20 protein-coding genes and 2 tRNA genes are annotated in these 23,838 nt (G+C 69.1%); 4 read left to right on the forward strand and 18 right to left on the reverse strand.

Annotated elements, in window-relative coordinates; all coding sequences use genetic code 11:
- Positions 1 to 56: 56 nt before the first annotated feature.
- Positions 57 to 1,058: a sigma-70 family RNA polymerase sigma factor gene (locus ACFWBQ_RS14185; protein WP_385487584.1), complete on the reverse strand. Its 1,002-nt coding sequence runs from the start codon at positions 1,056 to 1,058 to the stop codon at positions 57 to 59.
- A 147-nt stretch (positions 1,059 to 1,205) separates the two neighbouring features.
- Here ACFWBQ_RS14185 and ACFWBQ_RS14190 point away from each other — a divergent pair, with 147 nt between their 5' ends.
- Positions 1,206 to 1,787 (forward strand): GNAT family N-acetyltransferase, encoded by a 582-nt coding sequence (locus ACFWBQ_RS14190; protein ID WP_385487586.1) that lies wholly within the window; start codon positions 1,206 to 1,208, stop codon positions 1,785 to 1,787.
- On the opposite strand, the gene ACFWBQ_RS14195 is transcribed toward ACFWBQ_RS14190, so the two are convergent.
- Positions 1,735 to 2,517, reverse strand: coding sequence for a dioxygenase (locus ACFWBQ_RS14195; RefSeq protein ID WP_385487588.1), 783 nt, complete (start codon positions 2,515 to 2,517; stop codon positions 1,735 to 1,737). The two genes, ACFWBQ_RS14190 and ACFWBQ_RS14195, sit on opposite strands and share 53 nt — an antisense overlap.
- Before the next feature lie 168 nt (positions 2,518 to 2,685).
- Between ACFWBQ_RS14195 and ACFWBQ_RS14200 the strand changes: the two genes are divergently transcribed.
- Entirely contained in the window at positions 2,686 to 3,198 is a 513-nt protein-coding gene (locus ACFWBQ_RS14200; RefSeq protein WP_385487590.1) for a MarR family winged helix-turn-helix transcriptional regulator, read from the forward strand.
- A 73-nt stretch (positions 3,199 to 3,271) separates the two neighbouring features.
- Here ACFWBQ_RS14200 and ACFWBQ_RS14205 read toward each other — a convergent pair whose 3' ends face one another.
- Both ACFWBQ_RS14205 and ACFWBQ_RS14210 read right to left on the reverse strand, forming a co-directional pair.
- Positions 3,272 to 4,804, reverse strand: a complete 1,533-nt coding sequence (locus ACFWBQ_RS14205; RefSeq protein WP_385487592.1) for an MFS transporter — start codon at positions 4,802 to 4,804, stop codon at positions 3,272 to 3,274.
- Positions 4,805 to 5,010: 206 nt separating this feature from the next.
- Positions 5,011 to 5,628: a TetR/AcrR family transcriptional regulator gene (locus ACFWBQ_RS14210; protein ID WP_385487773.1), complete on the reverse strand. Its 618-nt coding sequence runs from the start codon at positions 5,626 to 5,628 to the stop codon at positions 5,011 to 5,013.
- A gap of 304 nt (positions 5,629 to 5,932) precedes the next feature.
- Between ACFWBQ_RS14210 and ACFWBQ_RS14215 the strand changes: the two genes are divergently transcribed.
- Complete coding sequence (locus ACFWBQ_RS14215; RefSeq protein ID WP_385487594.1) at positions 5,933 to 7,210, forward strand: M6 family metalloprotease domain-containing protein; 1,278 nt, start codon at positions 5,933 to 5,935, stop codon at positions 7,208 to 7,210.
- 12 nt (positions 7,211 to 7,222) lie between these two features.
- On the opposite strand, the gene ACFWBQ_RS14220 is transcribed toward ACFWBQ_RS14215, so the two are convergent.
- The 10 genes from ACFWBQ_RS14220 to ACFWBQ_RS14265 all read right to left on the reverse strand — a co-directional run bounded on the left by ACFWBQ_RS14220 (position 7,223) and on the right by ACFWBQ_RS14265 (position 20,370).
- Positions 7,223 to 8,971, reverse strand: coding sequence for a class I adenylate-forming enzyme family protein (locus tag ACFWBQ_RS14220; RefSeq protein WP_385487775.1), 1,749 nt, complete (start codon positions 8,969 to 8,971; stop codon positions 7,223 to 7,225).
- A 106-nt stretch (positions 8,972 to 9,077) separates the two neighbouring features.
- Positions 9,078 to 10,214 (reverse strand): CU044_5270 family protein, encoded by a 1,137-nt coding sequence (locus ACFWBQ_RS14225; protein WP_385487596.1) that lies wholly within the window; start codon positions 10,212 to 10,214, stop codon positions 9,078 to 9,080.
- Positions 10,211 to 10,837, reverse strand: coding sequence for an RNA polymerase sigma factor (locus ACFWBQ_RS14230; RefSeq protein WP_385487598.1), 627 nt, complete (start codon positions 10,835 to 10,837; stop codon positions 10,211 to 10,213). Before ACFWBQ_RS14230 ends, ACFWBQ_RS14225 begins: the two co-directional genes overlap by 4 nt.
- A gap of 102 nt (positions 10,838 to 10,939) precedes the next feature.
- Positions 10,940 to 15,160, reverse strand: a complete 4,221-nt coding sequence (fxsT, locus tag ACFWBQ_RS14235) for an FxSxx-COOH system tetratricopeptide repeat protein (protein ID WP_385487600.1) — start codon at positions 15,158 to 15,160, stop codon at positions 10,940 to 10,942.
- A complete protein-coding gene (locus ACFWBQ_RS14240; RefSeq protein ID WP_385487602.1) occupies positions 15,157 to 16,521 on the reverse strand; it encodes a TIR-like protein FxsC in 1,365 nt (454 codons plus the stop codon). The genes fxsT and ACFWBQ_RS14240 overlap by 4 nt, the downstream gene beginning before the upstream one ends.
- A 173-nt stretch (positions 16,522 to 16,694) precedes the next feature.
- The gene (locus ACFWBQ_RS14245; protein ID WP_385487604.1) at positions 16,695 to 17,756 is read right to left on the reverse strand and encodes an aKG-HExxH-type peptide beta-hydroxylase; all 1,062 of its coding nucleotides are present in this window, start codon (positions 17,754 to 17,756) and stop codon (positions 16,695 to 16,697) included.
- An 8-nt stretch (positions 17,757 to 17,764) separates the two neighbouring features.
- The gene (locus ACFWBQ_RS14250; protein ID WP_385487606.1) at positions 17,765 to 18,985 is read right to left on the reverse strand and encodes an FxsB family cyclophane-forming radical SAM/SPASM peptide maturase; all 1,221 of its coding nucleotides are present in this window, start codon (positions 18,983 to 18,985) and stop codon (positions 17,765 to 17,767) included.
- A complete protein-coding gene (gene fxsA, locus ACFWBQ_RS14255) occupies positions 18,982 to 19,200 on the reverse strand; it encodes an FxSxx-COOH cyclophane-containing RiPP peptide (RefSeq protein WP_385487608.1) in 219 nt (72 codons plus the stop codon). The genes ACFWBQ_RS14250 and fxsA overlap by 4 nt, the downstream gene beginning before the upstream one ends.
- A 498-nt stretch (positions 19,201 to 19,698) precedes the next feature.
- Complete coding sequence (locus ACFWBQ_RS14260) at positions 19,699 to 19,902, reverse strand: hypothetical protein (protein WP_385487610.1); 204 nt, start codon at positions 19,900 to 19,902, stop codon at positions 19,699 to 19,701.
- A gap of 18 nt (positions 19,903 to 19,920) precedes the next feature.
- Entirely contained in the window at positions 19,921 to 20,370 is a 450-nt protein-coding gene (locus tag ACFWBQ_RS14265) for a phosphotransferase family protein (RefSeq protein ID WP_385487612.1), read from the reverse strand.
- Between the two features lie 285 nt (positions 20,371 to 20,655).
- On the opposite strand from ACFWBQ_RS14265, the gene ACFWBQ_RS14270 reads away from it, so the two are divergent.
- Positions 20,656 to 20,728 (forward strand) — tRNA-Arg (locus ACFWBQ_RS14270).
- 79 nt (positions 20,729 to 20,807) lie between these two features.
- Here the strand turns inward: ACFWBQ_RS14270 and ACFWBQ_RS14275 are convergent.
- The 4 genes from ACFWBQ_RS14275 to ACFWBQ_RS14290 form a co-directional block, all read right to left on the reverse strand.
- A complete protein-coding gene (locus ACFWBQ_RS14275) occupies positions 20,808 to 21,638 on the reverse strand; it encodes a tyrosine-type recombinase/integrase (protein WP_385487777.1) in 831 nt (276 codons plus the stop codon).
- Positions 21,639 to 21,734: 96 nt separating this feature from the next.
- A complete protein-coding gene (locus tag ACFWBQ_RS14280) occupies positions 21,735 to 22,151 on the reverse strand; it encodes a hypothetical protein (RefSeq protein WP_385487614.1) in 417 nt (138 codons plus the stop codon).
- Positions 22,152 to 22,300: 149 nt separating this feature from the next.
- Positions 22,301 to 22,410: transfer RNA gene (locus ACFWBQ_RS14285), tRNA-Ser, on the reverse strand.
- Between the two features lie 311 nt (positions 22,411 to 22,721).
- Positions 22,722 to 23,534, reverse strand: coding sequence for a hypothetical protein (locus ACFWBQ_RS14290; RefSeq protein ID WP_385487616.1), 813 nt, complete (start codon positions 23,532 to 23,534; stop codon positions 22,722 to 22,724).
- Positions 23,535 to 23,838 lie beyond the last annotated feature (304 nt).

Raw genomic sequence — 23,838 nt, forward strand, 5'->3', positions numbered from 1 at the left:
GACCGGTCGTCGGGCCGGTGCGAACCGGCTTGATTGGGAGGTTACGGGTTAATGGCTCACGCCGCAGCGTCAAAGCCCGTGTCGTGAGCCATTCGCTTCAATTCGAGTAGTGCGTGCTTCTCGATCTGGCGGATCCGCTCCCGCGTCAGACCGTGCTGCTTGCCCACTTCGGTGAGGGTCCGCTCACGGCCGTCCTCGATCCCGTACCGCATCCGGATGATGGAGGCGGTGCGGTTGTCGAGCTTGCCGATCAGGTCCTCGAGCTCCTCGCTGCGCAGCAGCGTCATCACGGACTGCTCGGGCGACACCGCGGAGGTGTCCTCCAGCAGGTCACCGAACTGCGTGTCACCGTTGTCGTCCACGGACATGTTGAGGCTGACCGGGTCACGGGCCCAGTCCAGGACGTTGCCGACGCGCTCGGCGTTGGAGTCCAGCTCGGCGGCAATCTCGGAGTGCTCCGGGTCGCGCCCGTGCTCACGGTTGAATTCGCGCTGCACCCGGCGGATCCGGCCGAGCTCCTCGACGAGGTGGACGGGGAGCCGGATCGTGCGGGACTGGTCGGCTATCGAGCGGGTGATGGCCTGCCGGATCCACCATGTCGCATACGTGGAGAACTTGAAGCCCTTGGCGTAGTCGAACTTCTCGACCGCGCGCACCAGGCCCGCATTGCCCTCCTGGATCAGGTCGAGCAGGGGCAGGCCCGCTCGGGGGTAGCGCCGGGCCACCGCAACGACGAGCCGGAGATTGGAACGGATGAATACGTCCTTGGCGCGCTCGCCCTCGGCGACCAGCGCCTCCAGCTCCTTGCGCTTCGCTCCGCCGGCCTTGCTCTCCACCCCACCGTCGAGGATCTGCTGGGCGTAGACGCCCGCCTCGATCGTCTGCGAGAGCTCGACCTCCTTGGCGGCGTCGAGCAGCGGTGTGCGAGCGATCTCGTCCAGGTACATGCCGACCAGGTCGCGATCGGCGATCTCCCCGCCCACGGCGCGAACACTGCTTGCCCGGTTGGTCCCGCCGGTGGTGGCGGACGAACGACGGGCGACGGCACGGGTTGCCATGCGTGCTCCCTTACTCAGTAGGTCGCGACACCTTTTCGGGTGCCCTGCATCCGATGGAAACAACGACTGGAATCCGGACAGAATTCCCACGGCGACCATTCACTTTCGCGATCATGCAGTACCCTGTCGGCCCCAGCAGGAGGACAGATGTCACGGATACCGGCAGGAGTGCAGGTCAGGCCCGGCACGGAAGCCGATCTGGAAGTTCTCACGGACATCTACAACCATTACGTCCGTGAGACCGCGCTCACGTTCGACACGGCCACGTTCACTCCGGACCAGCGACTGCCGTGGCTGCGCTCCCACCCTGAAGACGGCCCGCACCGCCTCCTGGTTGCCCAGGACGCCTTCACCACTGACAACGCGCCGAAGGTCCTGGGCTATGCCACCAGCAGCCCGTACCGCCCCAAGGCGGCGTACAGCACCTCCGTCGAGGTGAGCGTCTACTGCGACCCCGGCGCCACGGGCCGCGGCATCGGCACGCTCCTCTACAAGGCCCTGTTCGAGGCGCTGGCCGACGAGGACATCCACCGCGCCTACGCGGCCGTCGCCCAGCCGAACGAGCCGTCGGTACGACTGCACGACGCCTTCGGCTTCCGCCATGTCGGTACGTACACCGAGGTGGGCCGCAAGTTCGGGCGCTACTGGGACGTGTCCTGGTACGAGAAGCCGATGCTCAGCCGAACTGAACCGAGCGCTTCGCCAGACCCATCCAGAAGCCCTCGATGACGCTGCGCCCCTGATCGAGCTCGCCCTCCGCCGCACCCAGCGTCACGAACAGCGGCGCGAAGTGCTCGGTACGCGGATGGGCCAGCTTGCCCGCCGGCGACTTGCGCTCGAAGTCCAGCAGCGAGTCGACGTCCTGCGCCTGGAGCGCCCTGTGCCCCCAGTCGTCGAACTCCGCCGACCATCCGGGGATACCGCCCCCCGGGTGCCGCAGCGCCGCCAGGTTGTGAGTGAAGAAGCCGCTCCCGACGATCAGCACCCCCTGGTCGCGCAGCGGAGCGAGCTTGCGCCCGATGTCCATCAGCTTCTGCGGGTCGAGGGTCGGCATGGAGATCTGGAGTACGGGGATGTCCGCGCTCGGGAACATCTCCACCAGCGGCACGTACGCCCCATGGTCGAGGCCGCGGTCCGCGATGTCCTGGACCGGCGTGCCCGCACCGCGCAGGAGCTTGCGGACGTCGTCCGCGAGCGCCGGGGCCCCCGGGGCCGCGTAGTGCACCTGGTAGTAGTGCTCCGGGAAACCCCAGAAGTCGTAGACGAGCGGCACCGCCTCGGTGGCCCCGAGGGCGAGCGGGGCCTCCTCCCAGTGCGCGGAGACCATCAGGATCGCCTTGGGGCGCGGCAGCCCCGCCGACCAGGCGGCCAGCTCGCCGGGCCAGACCGGGTCGTCGGCCAGCGGCGGTGCGCCGTGGGAGAGGTAGAGGGCAGGCATGCGTTCCGCGGTGTCAGTCATGGCACTCCCATTCCTCGGCCGATCAAGGTATGTGTTATCTACAGGCACCAGGGACGGACGCCTGCCACGGGCACCGGTGATTCGGCAGATCATTTCTTTGAATCTTCAAGTTCCAATCCCGGCAGACCTTAGCTCTATCTAGTTCAACTTTCAAGAAAAGGTCGTACAGTGAAGTACATGACCACGGCATCCACCGGTGGGCCTCGTTGGCTCAGCGACGAAGAGCAGGGCGTCTGGCGCGCGTATCTCCACGCCACCACGCTCCTGGAGGATCACCTCGACCGCCAGCTGCAGCGCGATGCCGGCATGCCGCACATCTACTACGGACTGCTCGTCCAGCTCTCCCAGGCTCCCCGGCGCCGGAAGCGGATGACCGAGCTGGCCAAGGACGCCAAGATCACCCGCTCCCGGCTCTCGCACGCCGTCGCCCGGCTGGAGAGGAACGGGTGGGTCCGCCGGGAGGAGCACCCCTTGGACAAGCGCGGCCAGAACGCGGTCCTCACCGACGAGGGCCACGAAATGCTCGCGCGGTCCGCACCGGGCCATGTCGACGCCGTGCGCCAGGCCATGTTCGCCCGGCTCACCCCCGAGCAGGTGCAGAACCTCGGCGAGATCATGCAGGTCATCGCCACCGGGCTGCAGCCGGAGGACACGGACGCGGATCTGCCCTGGCTCCGCTGAGCGGAACCAGGGCAGATGAACCAGCACGGATATCAGGCGGCTTCGGGCGTCACACCGTCACGCCCGGGCCGGCTCAGTGCGCGACGACCGGGATCTTGAGCTCGTCCTCGAGGCCGTCCGCACGGTCAACCGACCCGTCTCCTGAACCGGTCGCTCCGGTGCCCGGGCGCCCGGTGTTGATCAGCGTCACCGCGATCACCGAGGCCGTGGCGAGGATGCCGACCGCCCACCAGATCGCGCTGGCGTAGCCGCTCACCATGGCCTGAAGCTGCAGCAGCTTCGGGTCGGAGGCACCTGCGGCGTGGTCGGCGATGTACGCGGTGGTGGCACCCGCCGCGATCGTGTTGAGCAGCGCCGTACCGATGGCGCCGCCGACCTGCTGCGAGGTGTTCACCATCGCGGAGGCCACGCCTGCGTCACGCGGCTCGATGCCGTGCGTGGCCAGCGACATGGCCGGCATGAACGCCGTACCCATACCCAGACCGAGCAGCAGCTGTCCCGGCAGGATGACGCCCGCGTACGAGGAGTCGACCTCCAGCTGGGTCAACAGCAGCATGCCGATCGCGGCCATCAGGAAGCCGGGGCCCATCAGCAGCCGCGGCGGGACCCGGGTCATCAGCCGGGCGCCGATCTGCGTGGAACCGGTGATCATGCCCGCGATCATCGGAAGGAACGCGAAGCCGGTCTTGACCGGCGAGTAGCCCTTCGCGACCTGCAGGTAGTACGTCAGGAAGAGGAAGAGGCCGAACATCGCGATGATGGCGAGGCCCAGTGAGAGGTAGACGCCTCCGCGGTTGCGCTCCATCAGGACGCGCAGGGGCAGCAGCGGGGACCTGACGCGCGACTCGGTGACGACGAACGCCAGGAGCAGCACAGCGGCCGCGACGAACATGCCGATGGTCAGCGAGTCCGACCAGCCGGCCGACTCTGCGCGGGTGAAGCCGTACACCAGCGAGACCAGGCCCAGCGTGGACAGGATGACGCCGGGGATGTCGAGCGGCGAGCGGTTGCGGCCACCGGCCGGCTCACGGATGACGAAGTAGGCACCTGCGGCGGCAACGATCGCGAAGGGGATGTTGACGAAGAACGTCCAGCGCCAGTTCAGGTACTCGGTGAGGAAGCCGCCCAGGATCAGCCCGACCGCGCCACCGCCGCCGGCGATGGCCCCGTAGATACCGAAGGCCTTGGCGCGCTCCTTGGCGTCGGTGAACATCACCGCGAGGAGCGACAGGGCGGCAGGTGCGAGCAGCGCGCCGAAGGCGCCCTGCAGGGCACGGGAGCCGAACATCATCGCCTCGCCCTGGGCGGCGCCGCCGATCGCGGAGGCCGCGGCGAAGCCGAGCAGGCCGACCACGAAGGTGCGCTTGCGTCCCCAGAGGTCGGCGATGCGTCCACCGAAGAGCAGGAGTCCACCGAACGCGAGCGCGTAGGCGGTGATGACCCACTGCTTGTTGCCCTCGGAAATGCCCAGGTCCGTCTGGGCGGAGGGCAGGGCGATGTTCACGATGGTCGCGTCGAGGACGACCATCAGCTGGGCGACGGCGATGAAGGCCAGTGCTTTCCAGCGACTGGGATCCGGAAGCCGGGTGTCGGCCGTTTTGGACATGGAAGTAGCCACCTAAGGACGCGCGTGGACGCGAAGAGTCGTCGTGAAGGGTTCGGGATCGGCGGAACGAGCCGGCGGCCGACGCGGGAAGAGGGCGCGCCGGTCCGGCGGTCGGACCTGCTGGTCAGGCCCCGACCTGCTCCTTGTGTGTTCTGTCGGCCGCTGGGGCCCTGTGAGTCTGCTGAGTCTCTGATGTGCCGTCGGCGTCAGTGCCTGCGGCGCAGGTCCTCCAAGGTCGCCGCCGATCCGGGCAGCTCGGAGCGGGCCGGAGCTTCCAGACCGTCCAGGAAGAGCTGGAGATGGCGGTGGGTGAACCGGTCGATGTCCGGACAGGCGATGCCTGGCAGCGGCCGGGTGAGCTGGGAGAGGGCGACGAGTACGTCACCGACGGCGATGTCGGTACGAAGCCGCCCTGCGGACATGGCGCGCGACACGAGCCCTTCGACGGCCTCTTCGAGGCGCCGGCGCGCGGCGAGCAGTTCGGGATGGTCCTTGTCGAAGCCGCCCGACAGCATCGGGCACAGTGCGCCGATCCGTTCGTCGGCCGCCGCGTGCACGAAGCGGCTGAGCGCGGCGAACGGATCGGATTCCGCCGCGACGGCCTCCTGGGCACGCTCGGTGGTGCGGGAAGTGACCGCGAGGACGACCTCATGGGTCAGCGCGGCCCGGTCGGGGAAGTTCCGGTAGAGCGTGGCGTTGCCGACCCCGGCCCGGCGTGCGACGTCGTCGAGCGGCACGTCCGGGCCGAACTCGACGAACATCTCGCGGGCGGCCGCCACGATCCGCTCCCGGTTGCGCAGTGCGTCGGCCCGCGGACGGGGCATACGGCGCTGCGCGGCGCAGGCGGCGGTGTCGGTCTCCACGACGGCGGCCCTTCCCTTTCGGTGTGTGGGCGACCCCTCGGACTAACCGGGGACCGCTTCCCCGTTTCGCGGGGACACAGGTGCAAACGGGGAAAGGATCCCCGGTTATTTCCCCCATCAATGTGACCTGCGCCACACCATTCTATGAGGCAAAAACCCCTCCACCGGCGCACCCAACGAGCGGACCCCCAGGACCCGGCACAGGCTGTTCGCCAGAGTGCAGTCAGGGCCGGCCGACTGCCGCGGACCCCCCCGAAGGCGCCCTATGCAGCAGACCCGCCACCGGATACGCAGGTACCGCCGCACCATCGCCCTCTCCGGAGCAACGGCCCTGGTCATCGCGACCGTGGCATCGGCCAGCTCCACGCTCCCGGTCCCCAGCCGCGCCTCTGCGGGACCGGTGGCCGCACCCCGGGGAACGGGCCTCACCCCTTGCCGGATCCCTGCCACCATGGGCGTGCAGATGTCGGAGGGCATGCCGACACCCCCCGGATACGCGCGCTCCACGGGCGAGATCAAGGCCCTCAACCTGATGATCGACTTCCCGGACGCGCAGGCGACGGAGCCGGCCGCGGACCGGCTCGCGGAATTCTTCCCGCAGACCGCCGACTGGTTCCGCATCAGTTCCTACGGCCGTCTCACCTATGTCCCCGACGCCCCCGTGAAGGACTGGCTGCGGATGCCCCGGCCGTTCTCCGAGTACGGAATAGAGCGGGGCTCGCCGTACGAACCGGGCTACCGCAAGCTCGTCAAGGACCTCGTGAGCACAGCGGACCCGAAAGTGGACTTCTCCGCGTACGACCTGGTCAATGTTCTGGTCACCCCGAATGCCGGCCCCTCCGCGCTGGACACCGTCCTGTCGGTCACGTTCTCCGGCAACGACGACGCCCCGCTCGCCGATGGAGTCCCGCTCGCCAACACGTCCTTCGTCTACAGCCGCCAGGACGACGGGTCGGGCTCGTACGCGGAAACCGGCTACCGGGTCCTGCCCCACGAGAACGGCCATGTCTTCGGGCTGCCCGACCTGTACACGATGGAAGGCGGCGGCTCCGTGGGCCACTGGGACGTCATGTCCGAGGACTGGGGCGCCAACAACGACCTCCTGGGCTGGCACAAGTGGAAGCTCGGCTGGCTCGGCAACAGCCAGATCAGCTGCGCGGCCATGCCCGGCACCAGTGAGCACACCCTCGGCCCGCTGGCCACGACCGGCGGCCCCAAGCTGGCCTTCGTACCGCTGAGCGCCGAGTCCGGCTACGCGGTGGAGGTACGCACCCCGGCGGGCAACGACGAGGCGGTCTGCAGGCCCGGAGTCCTCATCTACAAGGTGAGCTCCGACGTCGACACCGGCCAGGGGCCCGTGTCCGTCACGGACAGCACCGAGGACAGTGGCGGCTGTACCCGGCAGCCCAATGTCCACGCCGAACTCTCCGACGCCCCGTTCGAACCCGGCGAGACCTTCACCGACCGGCCCAACGGCATACGCATATCCGTGCTCGCGAAGAACGCCGACGGAAACTACGAGGTCCGGATCACCCGGCCCTGAGAACCGCGGTGCTCAGCCCCCACTCCCCCGCACATGGTCCCTGACCGTCTCCCGCAGCTCCCGCTTGAGGATCTTCCCGGTCGGATTCCGGGGCAGCGGTTCGTGCGTCACCAGCACATGGGCCGGGACCTTGAAGCCGGCCAGACTCCGGGCCACCTGTGCCCGCAGCTCCTCGACGGTGACCTCGGCGCCCGGGCGCAGCCGGACGACAGCCGCGACCTCCTCGCCCAGCACCGGGTGCGGAACACCGAGCACCGCCGCGTCCTCGACATCGGGGTGGTCGTGCAGGGCCGCCTCGACCTCTACGCAGTACACGTTCTCGCCGCCCCGGATCACCATGTCCTTGATCCGGTCGACCACGGCGACCCGCCCGTCCCGGACCACCGCGAGATCCCCCGTACGGAACCAGCCGCCGCTGAACGCCTCGCGGGTCGCCGCCGCGTTGCGCCAGTAGCCGCGGACCACGGACTGACCGCGCAGCCACAGCTCGCCGACCTCGCCCTCCTCGAGTGCCTCCCCCGCCGCACCGGCGATCCGCACCTCGGTGACCGGCGTCGGAGTGCCGACGCTCTCGGGGTGGGCGCGGTACGAGGCGCCGAAATTGGCCAGCACTCCCCCGCTGGTCTCGGTCAGGCCGTAGCCGTTGCGCGGCTCGATCCGCTCACCGTGCCGGGCGGTGAGCTGCGCGAGCAGATCGGGCGGAGCCGCTGCCCCGCCCGTGTTCAGCATCTGCAGGCTCTCCAGACCGTCACCCGCACGGTCCGCTCCGGCAATCAGCTGGAGCGCGGTGGCCGGTACACCGGCGTAGTGCGTGACCCCGTGCTCACGGATCAGCCGCAACGCCTCATCGGCGTCCCACTTGCGCATCAGGACGAGGGTCCCGCCCGCGGCCATCGCCGCGTAGAGGCTGGTGAACGCCGCGACGTGGAAGAACGGGAACGTCATCAGGGTGACCGGGGCCGGTCCCTGCCCCGGGATGACCCCGCGGCCCAGTGCGGAGGCCGCGGCCTGGTACCGCGGATTGAGAGCGGCACCCGCCTGGGCGAGCTGAGTGGCGACGGCGCCCTTGGGCCGCCCCGTGGTGCCGGAGGTGTAGATGATCGTGGCGTCGTCCTCCGGGCGGATCTCCACCTCGGGAGGCGCGGCCAGCGGGTCGGGGTCGGGCAGGTCCGCGTACCGCTCGGCCCCGTCGGGCAGCCTCCCTCCTCCGAGGGCCTCGTCATGGAAGACGACGAAGCGCGCCCCGGCCCTTTCCCCCCAGGCCGCCACCTTCGGCAGCTGCTCCCCGTCGACCAGCAGCACCCGCGGCTCGCAGTCGTCGAGGGCGTAGCCGAACTCCCCTTCCGTCCACCATGCGTTGAGCGGTACGGCGACCAGGCCGGCCAGCTGCACCGCCCAGAACGCGATCTGCCACTCGGGGTGATTGCGCATCGCGACCACAGCCCGGTCGCCGGGGCTCAGCCCGTACGTCTCGGAGAGTCGCCGCGCCAGCGAGGACGCGGCGGCGAAGAACTCCGCGTACGAACAGGTCCGTTCACCCGCGATCAGGAACGGCTGGTCGCCGAAGGCCCACGTGGTCTCCACGAACTCGCGCAGTGTGCGGGGCCCGTTCGCGTAGACCAGGGGGCCGTGCTCGGCACGGACCACGGCAAAGGGAGCACCGGGTGCGGTCAGCATCGCCTCGGCACGTGCACGGGCGGCCGGATCGTGGGCGGGAGTAGGAGTGGGCAAAGGGGAAGGGGTGGGGCCGGTGTGCGGCACGAACGACCTCTCCAAGCGCTGTCTCAGCAACCCGGCGACGCTATGCCCGCACCCCGCCCCCGTCAAGAAACGGCTGCCCCGCCCTGTCCTTGCTCGCCCGTTCGAATCAGACCTTGCCCTTGGCCCCCGGGAGCTCCTTCATCGCGTCGACCACCGCTCGCTCCGTGATCGCCGTGTGCCCGGTCACCGTGCCGGCCTCGACCCCCTCCACGTCACGCATCTGCACTGTGCGCTCCCCCAGATAGCTGAAGGTCTTCGGGTCGAAGATCCACTCGGTGCGGTCGCCGGAGGTCTCATCGGTCCGGGCTATGGCGATACCGTGCCGCCCCACCGCATCGGTCGTGTCGTCCACCACCACGACGCCAGGGATCTTCGCAGCGGCCCGGTACAACGCGGATGTCAGCTCCGCAGGCATCACCTGCTCCATCACCAGGTCACCGATCGTGGTGAAGGCCTGCTGGTCGGGGCCGTTGCCCTGCCCCTTCGTTTCCTTGTAGATCTTCCTCAGCAGCTCGTCGGGGTCGGTGGTCAGCGTCTTGAGGTAGTCGTAGCTGGGCGCACCGATACTCGGCTCCAGGGCCTCCCCCTCGTCGTCCAGAGTCATTCCGGCCCCGGACGTGGTGCCGTTGCCCGGCTCGATCAGCCAGCCCCTGCGGCCGTCCGGCGACAGCCAGACCTGGCGGGCATGGAGCTTCTGCACATAGGTCTCGTTCTTCCCGGTGTCGGCGTTCTCCGAGATCGACAGCCAGGAGACCTGGCTCCTGATGTAGATGAACTGCCCCGGCCGGGGCTCAGGGAGCTTCTCCTTCACAGCCGCCCCGGAGATCCGGTCGACTGTGCTGCTCAGCCCTTCCGTCGTGCCCTGCGCGACCTGCACCACCGAAGCGGGAACGGATCCTTCCGGCGGACCGGCGGCTTCGACGGTCTCCTGCCCCGTCAACTGCGCGACTCCGATCGCCCCGGCCAGCACGGCGATCGCGACGGCCGCCCCGGCCAACGCGAGCCGACGGCTGCCGGTACGGCGCGGCTGCTCGGGAGGCTGCGGCGGAAGAAGAGCCACCGTCTGCGGCTGCGCTTCGGCTGCCTTCCGGTCCTGCGCCTGGCGGATCTCGTTCATCAAGTGCTCCTCGAGCGTGGTCAGGCGGTCGCGTGAAAGCACCGGATCGCCTGGCGCCGGCAGCAGCGCCGCCGGTTCCACATGGTCGAGCGGCTCCCGGCGCCGCCGCCAAGGGGTGCGATTCATCGGTTTCTCTCCTCGTTCGACCGGACCGCATCGACGCGGCCACCCTGTACTTGTCCGCCCGTCCCGACCGGTTCCCTCTTTGTCCGCCGGCGGCGCAACTCCCCGTCGGTGAGCTTGCGCAGCCGGGTTCTCGCCCGTGACAGACGGGAGCGCACCGTGCCCACAGGCACCCCGAGCGCCTCGGCAGCCTCCGCGTAACCGAGCCCGGACCACACGCACAGCGCGAACACCTCGCGCTCTCCTCTGCGCAACTGCCCCAACGCGGTCTTCGCCGCGGCCAGTTCCTCCGAGTCCGTGATCCGCCCGACCAACTCGTCAGCGAAGTCGGGCAGCACGTCCCGCAGCGGCAGTCTGGCCAGCGCTCTCTCGTGCCGCCGGACCGCGCGCCCCGTGTTGCGCAGCACATTGACCGCGATCCCCATCAGCCAGGGCCGCGGGCTGTCACCTTCGTCCCGTAGTTTCGCGCGCAGCCGCCAGGCCTCCAGAAAGGTCAGCGACACGACGTCCTCGGCCGCGTCCCAGTCCCCCGTGGTCCGCACCGCGTGCCGGTAGACGAGCTGGGCATGGTCGCGGAACAGCTCGCGGAACGCCTCCGGGTCCCCCGCGCGGATGCGGGCATGCATCGAGTAGTTCACCTCCTGACTTGTCCGCCCACGACCCGCAGTTCCTGTGACGTGCATCACAGGACACGGCCGGATGGTCTCCGAGGTCAGGAGTGTCCGGGCTCAGGGAGCGGGCGGCTCGATGTCCGAGTCGAGTCTCGCCCACGCCTGCACCGCGAGCGTGGTGGGATGTTCCGCCCCCATCGTCGCCGCGGCCCGCTCCAGCGCGTCCTGGTGCAGCGCCGTCGCCTCGTCCGACGCTCCGGTCGCCCGCAGATCGAGCGCCAGGTTCGACGCGCAGCCGATCGCGTCGTAGTGGTCGGCGGACAGGATGCGGACGAAGTCGGCGTACGCCTCGCGCTCCAGTGCGACCGCCTCGGCCGTCCTGTTGTTGGTGACCAGATCGGTGGCGTGGTTCATCATGCTCGTCAGCGTGTACGGATTGGCGCCGCCGAGAACCTCCCGGTACTGCTGCAGGGTCCTGTGCGACATGGCCAGCGCCGCGTCCCGGGCCCCGGTCAGCCGCAGGTAGATGGCGAGGTTGTTGGCGCAGGCCAGCGCGAACGGATGACGCTCCCCGAGCTGGGTGCGGTGCCGGTCCAGGGCGTCCTGCGCGAGCGCCCGCGCTCCCTGCGCATCCCCCGTGGCCACCAGCGCACAGGCCAGGTTGGTGGCCGCGGAGAGGGTGTCCGGATGGTTGGGGCCGAGCACTCTCATGTACGTGTCGTAGATGTCTGTGCTGAGAGCCCGCGCCGCCTCGTACTGCCCGGTCCGGCGCAGCACCGCCGCGAGGTTCCGGGCGGCACTCAGCGTTTCCGGGTGGTTGTCGCCGGTGCGCTCCCGGAAGACCGCCACCGTCTCCTGGAGCAGCTTCAGCGCCTGGTCCGGCGCCCCCGTCTCGCGCAGGTCCCTTGCGTAGTTGCTGGCGGAGGTGAGCGTGTACGGGTGGGTGGCTCCGAGCACCTTGCGGCGGGACTCGTACACCACCTTGTCCAGATCACGGGCGCCCTGCCGGTCCCCGGACAGGAAGAGGGAGACCGCGAGGTTGTTCGCGGCGCTCAGGGTCCGCGGAGCGTGCGGACCGTGCACCAGCTGACTGACCCGGTAGGTCTCGCGGTCGATTTCCCGCGCCTGCGTGTAGGCCCCCGTGCTGCGCAGGTCGGCACCGAGGTTCCCGGCGGCGATCAGCGTGTACTCGTCGTCCTCACCCAGCGACTCGCGGGCCTGCTGCCACACCTCCCGGCCCAGTTCGTGTGCCTCCGCCAGCTTTCCGGCGGACCTCAGCGCATTGGCCTTCTGGGTACGCATGAGGATGACCAGGGAGTCGCCCACGCCGAATTCGCGGACCCATTCGGCCAGCGCCCGATCGGCCGTTTCCAGGGCCGCGCTGTGATCGGAGCGCCGCCACAGGTAGCGGACCGCGTCGACGACCCAGCGGCGTACCCGCGCGGACCTGCTGTTGAAGGCCCGCGACGGAGCCATGTGCGGCAGCAGTGCCGCGTGCCGTCCCCAGGAGGCGGGGTCCTCGGCGTACCCGGGATTGGCCTCGGCCAGAATCGCGTGCACGTGGGCGCGCATCTCGGCCCACCGCTCGCGCGGCACCTGGGAGCGCAGCACCTCCTGCACCAGCCGGTGCACGCTGATGGTCCGGTCGCCCTGGTCGGTGCGGGCGAGACCGTAACGGTTGATGTCGGTGAACAGCCTGCCCATCCGCATCGGATCGTCCAGACGGTCGTCGTACTGCTCCAGCAGTTCCGCCGTACGGCTGCCGTACAGCGTCCACATCGGAATCGGGTCCGGGCCGAAGAACGCGCAGATCTCCAGAAGCAGCGCGGCGGCGGGCGTCGCCTCCCGCATCGCGGCGAGCGACAGCAGCCAGGTGGCCGCCGCCGAGCGCGGATAGCTGGTGGGTGGCTCCTGTTCCAGCATCTGCGTCAACTGGGTCTCCAGCAGCCGCAGATATGTCTCCACAGGCATCGCGGACTGCTCCAGCCAGGCCGCCGCCTGCCCGACGGCGAGCGGGAGGTCGCCGAGCGCCTCGGCGACCTGTCCGGCCTCGGTATCCGTCAGATTCGGGTTCTGCCGCCGGAGCAGTCGCACGGACTCGTCCCGGGTGAAGACATGAACCTCCACCTGGACCGCCGTTGTCACCCAGGCCCGGTTGCGCGAGGTCACGAGGACGTGGCCGGGCCCGGCCGGGATCAACGGGGCCAGCTCTTCGGGCCGTTCGGCGTTGTCGTAGACCAGAAGCCAGCGCCGGTAGGGCCGCCCCTGCCGTAACGCCTCCAGCACGGAGGCTGCCGTGGTCGCCACGTCGTCACCCGACGGCAGTCCCAGTTCGACCGCCAGCGCGGCCAGTTCCTGGCGTACGAGTCCGGGCTGACCGGCCGCGATCCACCAGACGGCGTCGTAGTCGGCGGCGAACCGGTGGGCGTACTCGATGGCGACCTGCGTCTTGCCCACTCCACCGAGCCCGAACACGGCCTGCGGCGGCCCGCTCTGGAGCCCGCTCGCTGCGAAGCCGTTGCGCATCTGCTCGAGCGTCCCGGCACGACCGGTGAAGGAGGGGTTGCGCGAAGGCACGTGCCAGACCCGGGGAACGACTCCGGGATAACGCGGTCCGCCCTCCTCGTCGGTCCCCGGCCTCCCGGAGGGCCGGACGGTGCCCGCCGCGGCGTTGTCCGGTCGGCCCACGGCCGCGAGCAGCGCCTGCTCCGCCTCTTCCTGATCCCGCTCGACAAGGTCCACGGCGACCAGACCCGCGAAGGGAGCGGGCAGCGGGGCGTCGTGGACCCGGATGGGGATCAGCATCCGCTGCGAGGCCGCCGGGTCACGGGAGGAGACGGATTTCCACAGCTCGTGGGCGTGCGGCAGCCGGACGAAGTCGGGCGAGAGCAGCACCACGATCCGGCCCGATCCGGCCAGGGCGAGCCGTACATCGGTCATGGTGTCGGCGCCCGCGTGCTCGGCCGAGCCGCTCAGGGCCACCTGATAGCCGGTCGCGGTGAGCCGGGCGCCGATCCACTCCGCCCACATGCGGTCCGCGGGCGCGTAGCTGAGGAAGATGTCGGAGGGGACGGGCGCCTTGGTCCGCTCGTACGAGGCGAGCAGGGCCCGCCTCATCGTCTCCGGCATCGGGCGCTGCTTCGTGACCCGGCCGCCGGTGATCCGGCCGGTGAGCCGCTCGGACGCGGCCAGCAGGCTGTTGCCCTGGTGGGGCCGGTCACCGACGGGGGCGGGTATCTCCTCGTACGCGAAGAAGGGCCGGTAGGGGATCTCCACGTCGCCCCAGTACAGGTCGCGCTCCTCGCGCGTCATGGAGCCCAGGAACGACTGGAACCTGCTGCGGGCCAGGTCCCGCCCGGCCTCCAGCTTGTTCTGCTCGGCGTACTCGACGCGCATCGGGGCGGGCAGGATCCGGATGGGGCGCATCGTGGCCTGGGCCCGCACGGACTCGGCGACGGCTGCGGCACCCTGGATCGACTGGGCGCTCAGGGTGAAGGAGTCGACGACGATGTCGGGCAGCAGGATCGTGCAGATGCCGGCCGTGTCGGACAGTCCCGTGCGGCTGTCGATCAGGACGTAGTCGTAGCGTTCGCTCAGCTCGTCGCGCAGCGCCGTGAGGAATTCGGCGCCCCGCAACTGCGTATAGAAGTGGTCCCAGTCGAACGTGGAGACGGCCGCGGAGTATCCGTCGTTCTGGAGCCCCGCAGGCAGGAAGTCGAGCTGCCCGTCGTCGGCGAAGTCCATCCGCACTCCGACGATGCACTCATCGACATCGGAGTGGTCACGGAACCAACGGTCCCAGTCGACACGCCCTCCGGGCAGGGGCTCGGGACCTGGCCCGGAGGCTCGCATGGAGTAGTCGCGGATGAGGTCGATGACGCCCTTGGTGGAGCCGAGCTCGGGGTCGACGAGCAGCGGATGGAAGTAGCGGTGGAGTCCCGGCGCCTCCAGGTCCCAGTCGATGATCAGGACACGCAGGCCGTTACTCGCAAGGATCCAGGCGGTGTTGACGAGAGCCATGGTGCGGCCGACACCGCCCTTGAACGAGTAGAACGTCACGACGGTGCCGGGCTCGCCGGCACCGGGCTCGCCGGCACCGGCTGCTCCGGCCGCTCCGGACCTCGCCGCCGGCACGTGGACGCCGGCCGCTCCGGACCTCGCCGCCGGCACGTGGGCACCGCTCGCTCCGGACCCCGCTCCGGCCACCCCGGAAGCAGTCCCGAACTCCCCGGAGCCCATGGGCGTGCCCACCACCCGCAGCCCTTCCGCGCCCCCGAACGTGTCGCCGTCGTCCCAGCCGCCCGAAGCATCCCCGCTCGCCGAACCGTCCCTGGTCATCGCCCTGCGCCTCCGTCACCACGAGAGTCGAGCGGCCCGTGCCCGCCGGGCCTGCGAGGCCGGTTCGCCGGCCGATTACCGGAAGGGCCAGCCTGCGGTGTCCCACCGGCCGGCCCCGGAACCCGTGGCGGAGCGCCGCCCGGCATGCTGCCGGCCCCGCTGCTCGGCCCCCGCAGGATCGGGCGCACGGACACCGCCCCCTGCTCACCCGCACCCGGTGCCACCGGGGCATGGCGTTTTCGTATCAGGTTGTTCTGCGCGGAGGACACCATCCGCCCCAGGGCCTGCTTGAAGTCAGCGGCACTGACCCGGACCTGGAACTGCCTGTCCTGTGTGCCGCGCGACGACTTCCGCTCGAAGACCTCGGTGACCCCGAGCCAGAGCTCCCCCCGCTCGCTCTCCTCCCGGGGATGGCAGGGAACGAGGACGCCGGTCGCGGGATGTTCCGTACGGTCGAACTGCTCCAGCTGCTCGCGGTACGGCGACACCGGCGCGCTCCACGCGTCCACCAGCAGGATCGACACCTGGTCGTCGCGCCATGCCTGATTGAGCTGCCGGGTGAGCCCGGTGCGCACTTCCCGGTAGGCGGTCCCGTACCCCTGCGCCGTCACCAGGCGCTGCGCCACCTGGTAGATCGGATACTCCTCCTGCGGGTGGTACGGATTCCAGTCGAGTCCCGCACGGCCGTAGTACGGGGCGCTCCTGCGCTCCTCGGGCAGGGTGTCCGCCGTGCCCGCGGCCACGAAGAACTGGACGGTGCTGCCCGGCCTGGTGGGTGCGGTGCGCGGCGGGAACGACAGGGGTTCCTGCGCCAGCCGGATGCCGTCGGCCACGGGCAGCTTCTCGCGCTCGGCGACGTACAGCACGCGCTGCGCGACGAGCCGGACGGCGTTGCGGTAGTCCTCGCCCGCCGGATCCTTCTGGAGCAGCCGCTGCAGCCCGGCATCGGCGTACCAGGATCCGAAGCCGTCGGTGACGTACTGGATGTGCGCGACCTCGGACGGTATGTCGACGGGGCGCCACAGTACGGGGATCAGCGCCGACGAACCCTTCTGCGTCCGCGCGAAGTACTGGTTCGCGCGCCGCATCATCACCCCGGCCTCGCGCGAGCACCACTCGCTGCGGAAATAGTCGGGCGAGTAGAGCGCCACCATCGAACGGCAGACGCCCAGCACGCTTTCCAGGCGCTCGCTCCAGTGCTCACCGATACGGATCGAGCTGTTGTCCCGGAATCCGACCGGCAACCGGACCGCGCTACCGGCCAGTTCCATGATCTGCGCACATAAGTCGTCGTAGAACCGACGCACATACGCGTCCTGGTCATCGGTCCTGGCATAGCTAAGGAAGAAGTACGGCCCCACCGCGCCCCCACGACTTGATCGGCTGAACGCAGGCCCACAGTGCCCCGGCACCAACTGAATACCCTCGGAAACGGCCAGTTATTGCCCACGGCCACCCACACTGTGCCCACGGTCACGTTATGGCCAGAACTCGACGGTACGCAGCGCAGTTACGGAGCCGGCCGTTTGCCGGTTCAGCTCATATCCCTGTCCCAGTCGCTGATGGTACGACTCAACTCGCCGACGAACTGCTGTCCCTCAACGTTGAGTTCACCACTCTCCAGCAGGGTTCGCGCAGCATCGGCGGTCCGTTCGCGCCAGTGGCCGTACTGCCCATCGGCATAACTCCGGGTCAGCGGCCCGGGCCAGTTGTCCCTGCCCCGCTCCACCCGCCAGAAGTCCGACACCCCGAGATGCGCGTACGTTCCCTGAAGCAGGGCCCCCACAGGGCGCGGATCCGTGCGCCACGGCGCGTGATAGCGCGCCCCCGAGTCCGGCCCGTGCAGCGGCACGAGATCGAGGAGCGCGCCCAGCTGGATGTGCAGGAACTCATGGACCAGCGCAAGCGCGAGCCGCTCGGCGTCGGCAGGCAAGGACACGCCCACGGCGCCGTAACCGCGCCGTACCACCGAGGACACCGCTGTGCCGTCGGGCTTCGGCCGGAGCGGCACCAGCGTGGACACCCCGGCGCCGACGGCCTCGGCGTGCCAGGGATGCCGCTCGACGAGCAACTGCCAGGCATCGGACAGAAGTTCCTCCCACCGGCGCACCGTTGCTCCGTCGAGGGGCCCCGGCACAGGGTCACCGTGCGCCTCGCGGTACGGTCCGCGGTCGTCGATCCGCACGGCGAGGCAGCGCCCCCGCGACTCCACCCGGAGGACCGGGCCGCCTGGATCCAGTAGCCGAGCCAGCCCGGCCGGCGCAGGATCCACCTCGTTGCCGCCGGTCTCCGTGTACAGCGCGCGCAGCGCGGCGGCTGCCCACAGATCCAGATAGGGATGGAGCAGCACCGCCTCCCACCGCTCCGTGGACTCCTGCCGCACCTGCTCGATCCGGTCGTACGTCTCCGCCAGCCGCAACTGCCGCACCACTCCCGGCGCGCGCTCCTCCGCGACCCTGCGCACCGCGCTCAGCAACAGCCGTCTCTTGCTCAACTGCCCGGCCCGCAGAACGGCCACGGCAGAGGCACCGCCCCGCCCCCGGGCCAGCGCCAGGAAGGTCTCGCGCGGAATCAGATGCCGTACAGGCGCCGCCACCGGCCCCTTCACCGCGCCACCGAACCGGCCGGCCGACGCTCCTTCAGCCCGGCCAGATCACGCTCCAGCCTGGGCCGGATGTGCCCGATCAGGGCGGCCATGTCCGCGCAGTAGACCGTGGGGTGTGCGAACGGATCACCAGGCCCATGGCTGTACCGGTGCGCGTACAGCCCTCCGCCGCAGACCCCCACGAGCGGGCAGGAGGCGCAGACCGGCGGCAGCCCCGGGCTGTCGAAGGCCGGATGCGCCTCGGCCACGGCGAACGGATCACGGAACACGTCCAGCGGGGTGGCCGCCGCCCCGTCGTACGACACCTTCAGGCTGTCGGCCAGCTCCAGCGAGCCGTCCGTCTCCACGACGACGAGGTCCAGCGGCCCGTTGCCCACCATCTCGCTGCTCGCCCGGCCGCCCAACAGCAGCATGATCAGCTCCTCGAAGAGCCGGATCCCGGTCTCACGCCGGGGCGCCCCGTACCAGCGGTCGAAGACGGCACACAGCCAGTCGGCATACGGGGTAGCCACCGGGCCGTCCTGCGGGCCCGGCGGCCTTCCCGGTGGAACGCGCCGCGCCGCAAGACCCGGCGGGGGGACGTCCCATGTGCCGTGCGGCAGCAGGAGATCCATCCGCGGCGGCGAGAACTCGAGCAGCGCCTCGTAGGTCTCCACGGGGTCGGCGTCGAGATCGATGGTGCACAGCACTCCGCTGAAGAGCTCCTGGTTGGCCTCGTCCCCGAGCACCCGCAGCGCCCGGGCAACGGCCCCGTGGCTGCCTCGCCCGTCTGCGAACGTCCTGTACCGGTCATGCCCGGCGGCCGTCCCGTCGAGGCTGACCCCGACGCGCACACCGTACCGGCGCAGCACCCGCAGCAGCTCCGGATCCTGGCCCAGCAGCACCCCGTTGGTCTGCATCCCCCAGGCGACCTCACCGGTGCCGTCCAGCGCATCGCGCAGAATCTTCAGCGTCCCGTCGAGATGCCGGTGCCCGACGAGCAAGGGCTCACCGCCGTGCAGAATGACCGAAATCGGCCCACCGGCCCGTTCCGCCCCGGCCCCGCCCCCCGGCGACCGCCGGTAGTCGGCGATGCGGGCAGCCACCTGCCGCACCGTGGAATGTTCCATCCGCCGTGGCTTCGTCCGCCAGCTCTGATCAGCAGCCTCATAGACGTAACAGTACGTACATGCCAAATTGCAGCGCGTATGCAGTTTGAGGAGGAACTGACGGAACGTCATGGCCGCTCGCGGGTCCGCTCCCGTTCCCCGGCCGCAGGGTCGAGCGCCGACGTAAAGGCGGACACCGGCTCGCTGGAGGGGGTGAGCACTTCTTCCCTGAGCCGCGACACCATGTCGGCGAATACGGTGTCCGGCAGCTCGGCCAGCTCCGCGTCACTCAGCCCGCTGACATCTGCCAGGACCGAGACCAGCGGGGCGGAATTGATTGACTTCATGCTCCCCTGCCATCGCTTTTCGCGCGAGCATATAACACAGCGTCAGTGATCGTTTACACCCATCGGCACACCCTTCGGCGACCCCGACTCACACCCACCACGGACGGCCCAACGCCCGTCACCACACACCCCGCCGACCAGCCTCGACCCTGCCCGCGCGTCCGTTCGGCAACCCCTCGGAACGGACCCCGCTCCGGGCGCGGCGGAACAACCTGAGCGGACCCAAGGGTTCTTTTGTGGTTATTTCTTTCGATCCGGTCAAATCATTCGACAGGGGACGCGGCCGAATGGCTTTACGCCTCCCGCATTACCGAAAATAGACGGACCCCACTCTTCTGCCAACCATCCCGCCGCACCCCGACCCGCGGATACCGGCGCACGAACTCCCGGGACCCGGGGCATCCCGCACACCCGGGCTCCCGCTGGGCCGGGGGCCGGCGCTCGGGGCTGGGGGCTGGGGCCCGGGACTGAGGGCGTGGCTGGGGGCGTTGGCCCGCCCTACTCCTGCCAGCCCGCAGTCACGGCGGCGCGCTCCCGCCACTGCCGCACACCCGGACCGTCCGGCTCCCAACGGTGGCAGAACTGCCGCAGCACCTCGCACCTGGCGAGCATGGCGGCCCGGCGGGCCGGCCAGGCCGGCACAGAACCGTTGTAGGCATGGAAGAGCTGGGGGAGCGCCTGGCCGTGCTCGGGATGGTGCATGCGCACGACCCACTCGCATCAGGCCAGGTCCTCGACCGGATTCCCGAGGTGGGAGAACTCCCAGTCGACCACCGCGGTGACCTGGAAGGTCAGGGGGTCGAGCAGCAGGTTGTGGGGGCCGAAGTCACCGTGCACGAGCACCTTGCCCGCCTCGGGCTCGCCCACTGCCGGTCCGCTCGGCGCGGTCTCATGGATGCGGCGCAGCAGGCCCCCGCAGCTCTCCAGTACCGCCGCAGCGTGACCGGCATCCAGCAGCTCCGGGCCGGGGACACCGGTCACGAACCCGAGCGTAAGAGCGCCCGCGCCCGCCGCCCGTTCCGGCGGCACGGGCAACAGCCCCTGGAGCCAGGTCAGCAGCTCGTACTCGCGATCACGCCTGAGCTCGGCATCAGGACCCTGATAGGCCTTCTCCACGACGACTCCGTCGCCGAGAGTGTGGTTGGTGTAGCCATGCTTCAACGGACGCATCCACCGATCATCAGTCACAGGGCAGGAGCGACGATCAGCTTCGTCCTCGGCGCCTGACGCCGCGGGCTCGGCAGTCCCGCACCGTCATCCGTCGGCCGGCAGCACCCCAGCTCACACACCATGGGCTCGCGATCTCGAACCCGAGGGACCGACGTCACCCCACCCGCTACACTGTCGGCGGTGGCCCAGCCTCATGGGTCAGGCCACCGCAAACCTGTCGGCATGCTGACCTGAAACCCATCGGCCACCACACCGGGTTTTGAGTACGCTTTCCGACGGATCCCCGCCTTCGTAGCTCAGGGGATAGAGCACCGCTCTCCTAAAGCGGGTGTCGCAGGTTCGAATCCTGCCGGGGGCACCGGTTCAGAAGGGCCCCAGCTCCGGATTTTCGGAGTTGGGGCCCTTCTGACATCCACAGCTGACATCAACGGTGTCGGTCACTCACGGCCGGGCCGCCTCTTGAGCAGCCGGTCCATGTGGCTGATCGCCTCGCGCTGCGTGTCCTGGACGACGTGGGTGTACACATCCATCGTGACGCTGATCTGGCTGTGCCCGAGGATCTCCATCACAACGCGAGGAGCCACCCCGGCCGCGGTGAGGATCGTGGCGCAGCCGTGCCGGGCATCGTGCAGGCGGATCACTCGGAGGCCGGCGGATTCGGCAACGCGGGTGAAGGAGCGGTAGACGTTCCGCGGCTCCACCGGGCGACCGGTCCGAGTGACGAAGACATGCCCGCCTTCCTGCCACGACTCCCCCGCTCGAGCCTTGGCGGCAACCTGTCGCATCCTGTGCCAGCGAAGGGGCGCGATGCACATGGCCGGGAGCGGCACAGCCCGTCGGCGTCGCCCCTTGGGATCGTCGTCGTAGAGAACACCGCGCCGCCGCTGGGTCTGCTGGCGGACGTAGAGGACTCGGTTGTCCAGGTCCACGTCAGTCCAACGAAGCCCGACCAGTTCCCCGCGCCGCAGACCCATGGTGATGGCGAGGACGAACGCGGCGTAGAGCGGATCCTTGCGCGCCGCAGCCAGGAAGTTCAGGGTCTCGTCCAGGGACCAAGGGCTCAGCTCTCTCGACTTTGCCCGGGGTGGTTCAACGAGGCTGGCTACGTTCCTAGTGATCAGTTCTTCCCGACAGGCCGCAGTGAGGGCGGTGCGCAGAACCCGGTGCGATTCCTTGGCAGTAGCCGCGGTGGTCTTGTTCTCCAGCTGGACGAGGAAGCGCCGGACATCAGCGACACCGAGCGACTCCAGCCGCTTCCCTCCGAGCATTGGCACCAGGTACAGCCGGACGTGCGCTTCGTACTTGTCGTACGTGGCCAGGAGCCTCAACTAGCTAGACACAAGGGTCTGGCTTGCCTCGGTACCTCACAGCTTCGCGTTGAGGGTCATGAATGAGCGACGCTCGATGAAGTGCTTAAACGTCGGCTCGGGGGATTCGCCGGACAGGTCCAGGCCGCACATGTAGAGCTCTGGGCGATTCGACAGCAGCTCGAAGTCACGCACGGCATCGTCGAAAGCACAGATGACACCGGGTTCGGTTGCAGAGTCGATCACCAGGACGTGGTCATGAGTTCCCATCGGCGTTGCTCTCGCCCAACGCACTGCCTCGTCGTCTGAGACGCCATCGAGCGCGAGGGTCCGGCCCGGTAGCCCCCGCCAGTCGATGCCTTGCCCCGCCCAGGGGAGGGTGCAGAGATAGGCGTCGAACGCCGCAGCGAGCTCGACTGTACTGATCAAAGCACCGCGGTCGGCGATCCAAGTGGAAATCTCTTCGGCGCGCACTCGCGCAGGTTAGCCGAGCCGCCCAACAAGCCGGTGACGTGCCCCTTGCGTGCCCGTTCGGTCGGGAAACAGCGGGGAGCCACGGTCACTGACGGGCAACGCTCACGAGAAGGGCCCCGACCGGGATACCTGGTCAGGGGCCGTTCATCTGCGGTGGGTGTGGGATTTGAACCCACGGTCACATCGCTGCGACGACGGTTTTCAAGACCGTGCCGCCTTGGCCTGCCGCGATCCCCTGACCTGGCCTTACGACCTCCGCAGCCTTTGGGGCGTCCGCCCTGGCCCACACATGGCCCGTGACAAGGCTCGCGGCTCCTGACGGCGGCTGCTCCACCAACCCGCTTTCCAACTGTCCGCGTGACCGTACGGGGGCGTCCGTGGAGGGTCAGGCGGCAGTCAGTCGAAGTGCGCGCATGGAGGTGAACGGTGGCGGCCGTCAGCGCACTGGACAAGACCAGGACAACGAGCGGTCCATGGCCGAGGTGGTCGGACGGCTGTATCCGGGTCCTTGGGGACCGCGGGAAGGGTGGGCCAAAGAATGGCGTCCGCACCGTAAGGATGGTGTTCACCTCAGCAAGGCAGCACCAGCATCCGAACCAGTCCCGTTCCGCTGCTCATCGACGACAACGCCTTGCCGATGATCGCGCCAACTGCACGGCCGCGATCATCTACTCGCCTGGCGAACCCCTCGGTTGGCGAGGTGGTGAGCAAATCGCCTACAGAGATGGCCCCGTAACGGGCATCCACCTTGGCGTATACCTGCCCGGCTAGCGCCACTGTCACTTGATGTGATGCGTTGATCTGACTCTGCATGATGCTGCCGGGCGACAGCCCGCCAGCGCCCGATACAACCCCGGTTGCGCGTGTGTCGTATTCCGTGTGGCACGGCGTCAGCAGGCCGCCATCGTCAATGACGAGCACCGTTCCGGGTTCAGCGTTATCTCCGGACCCGAAAGTCTCCGCGTAGTCGCCTCCGCTCTCGTTGACTCTGACGCAATCCACAACCCCTGTGAACTTTCCGGTCGTCGCATTGATGGCGTACGTTTGCACGGAAGTCTTGACGTCCAGTGATCCTTGGATATTCACCCTGCCCTCGAAGAGCCCGGCGGGCGCGCCGCTCTTGCCTATCCCGTGCACCCCGGCGCCGCCTGTTACGCTGGACGTTTCCCCGTGTACGCCGTGCCATGTCTTGCTTACCCCGGCAACTCCAGGGCCGTTTGCTTCTCCGAGCACCCCGCCGCCGTGTTCCTCGCTGGTTGACGCGCCAACGATGCCCCACCAGGTTGAACTCTTTCCCAGTACGCCTGTGCCTTTGGAGTGTCCTTCGATGGGGATATGATCCTCATCCTTACTGATGACTGGGTCATTGTTGAATTCAGGCATTGCGTCTCTCCCTGTGTGCTGGATTTCGCAAGTGATGAGGGAGTAGTGGCGACAACGGTTGTGATCACTCCGTGATGATACATTGCAACTGGTTATTCGAACCTACGACTTGGGCTGAATGATCGCAACATTTAGGCTGACTACACTTGGCGGCTTTGGCGCAGGCTTGTGTGCGGTAGTGCAATGCCCGGCGGAGCAACGCTCGTCGCTGCGAGAGTGCAAGGCGGCCGGCAACCTGTGGACAACGTCGAAGGGCCCCACCTCACGGTGGGGCCCTTCGACTTCGTGCCCGGTGAGGTGCTGG

Origin of the sequence: Streptomyces sp. NPDC060035, assembly GCF_042736635.1 — a bacterium.
In the GTDB taxonomy this organism is placed as follows: Bacteria; Actinomycetota; Actinomycetes; order Streptomycetales; family Streptomycetaceae; genus Streptomyces.

Bases quoted from the DNA above. Each gene is read 5' to 3' on its own strand.
- ACFWBQ_RS14185 (WP_385487584.1), bottom strand. From the start codon at position 1,058: ATGGCAACCCGTGCCGTCGCCCGTCGTTCGTCCGCCACCACCGGCGGG.
- ACFWBQ_RS14190 (WP_385487586.1), top strand. From the start codon at position 1,206: ATGTCACGGATACCGGCAGGAGTGCAGGTCAGGCCCGGCACGGAAGCC.
- ACFWBQ_RS14195 (WP_385487588.1), bottom strand. From the start codon at position 2,517: ATGACTGACACCGCGGAACGCATGCCTGCCCTCTACCTCTCCCACGGC.
- ACFWBQ_RS14205 (WP_385487592.1), bottom strand. From the start codon at position 4,804: ATGTCCAAAACGGCCGACACCCGGCTTCCGGATCCCAGTCGCTGGAAA.
- ACFWBQ_RS14210 (WP_385487773.1), bottom strand. From the start codon at position 5,628: ATGCCCCGTCCGCGGGCCGACGCACTGCGCAACCGGGAGCGGATCGTG.
- ACFWBQ_RS14215 (WP_385487594.1), top strand. From the start codon at position 5,933: ATGCAGCAGACCCGCCACCGGATACGCAGGTACCGCCGCACCATCGCC.
- ACFWBQ_RS14225 (WP_385487596.1), bottom strand. From the start codon at position 10,214: ATGAATCGCACCCCTTGGCGGCGGCGCCGGGAGCCGCTCGACCATGTG.
- ACFWBQ_RS14230 (WP_385487598.1), bottom strand. From the start codon at position 10,837: ATGCATGCCCGCATCCGCGCGGGGGACCCGGAGGCGTTCCGCGAGCTG.
- fxsT (WP_385487600.1), bottom strand. From the start codon at position 15,160: ATGACCAGGGACGGTTCGGCGAGCGGGGATGCTTCGGGCGGCTGGGAC.
- ACFWBQ_RS14250 (WP_385487606.1), bottom strand. From the start codon at position 18,985: ATGACGTTCCGTCAGTTCCTCCTCAAACTGCATACGCGCTGCAATTTG.
- fxsA (WP_385487608.1), bottom strand. From the start codon at position 19,200: ATGAAGTCAATCAATTCCGCCCCGCTGGTCTCGGTCCTGGCAGATGTC.
- ACFWBQ_RS14260 (WP_385487610.1), bottom strand. From the start codon at position 19,902: ATGCACCATCCCGAGCACGGCCAGGCGCTCCCCCAGCTCTTCCATGCC.
- ACFWBQ_RS14265 (WP_385487612.1), bottom strand. From the start codon at position 20,370: ATGCGTCCGTTGAAGCATGGCTACACCAACCACACTCTCGGCGACGGA.
- ACFWBQ_RS14275 (WP_385487777.1), bottom strand. From the start codon at position 21,638: ATGCTCGGAGGGAAGCGGCTGGAGTCGCTCGGTGTCGCTGATGTCCGG.
- ACFWBQ_RS14290 (WP_385487616.1), bottom strand. From the start codon at position 23,534: ATGCCTGAATTCAACAATGACCCAGTCATCAGTAAGGATGAGGATCAT.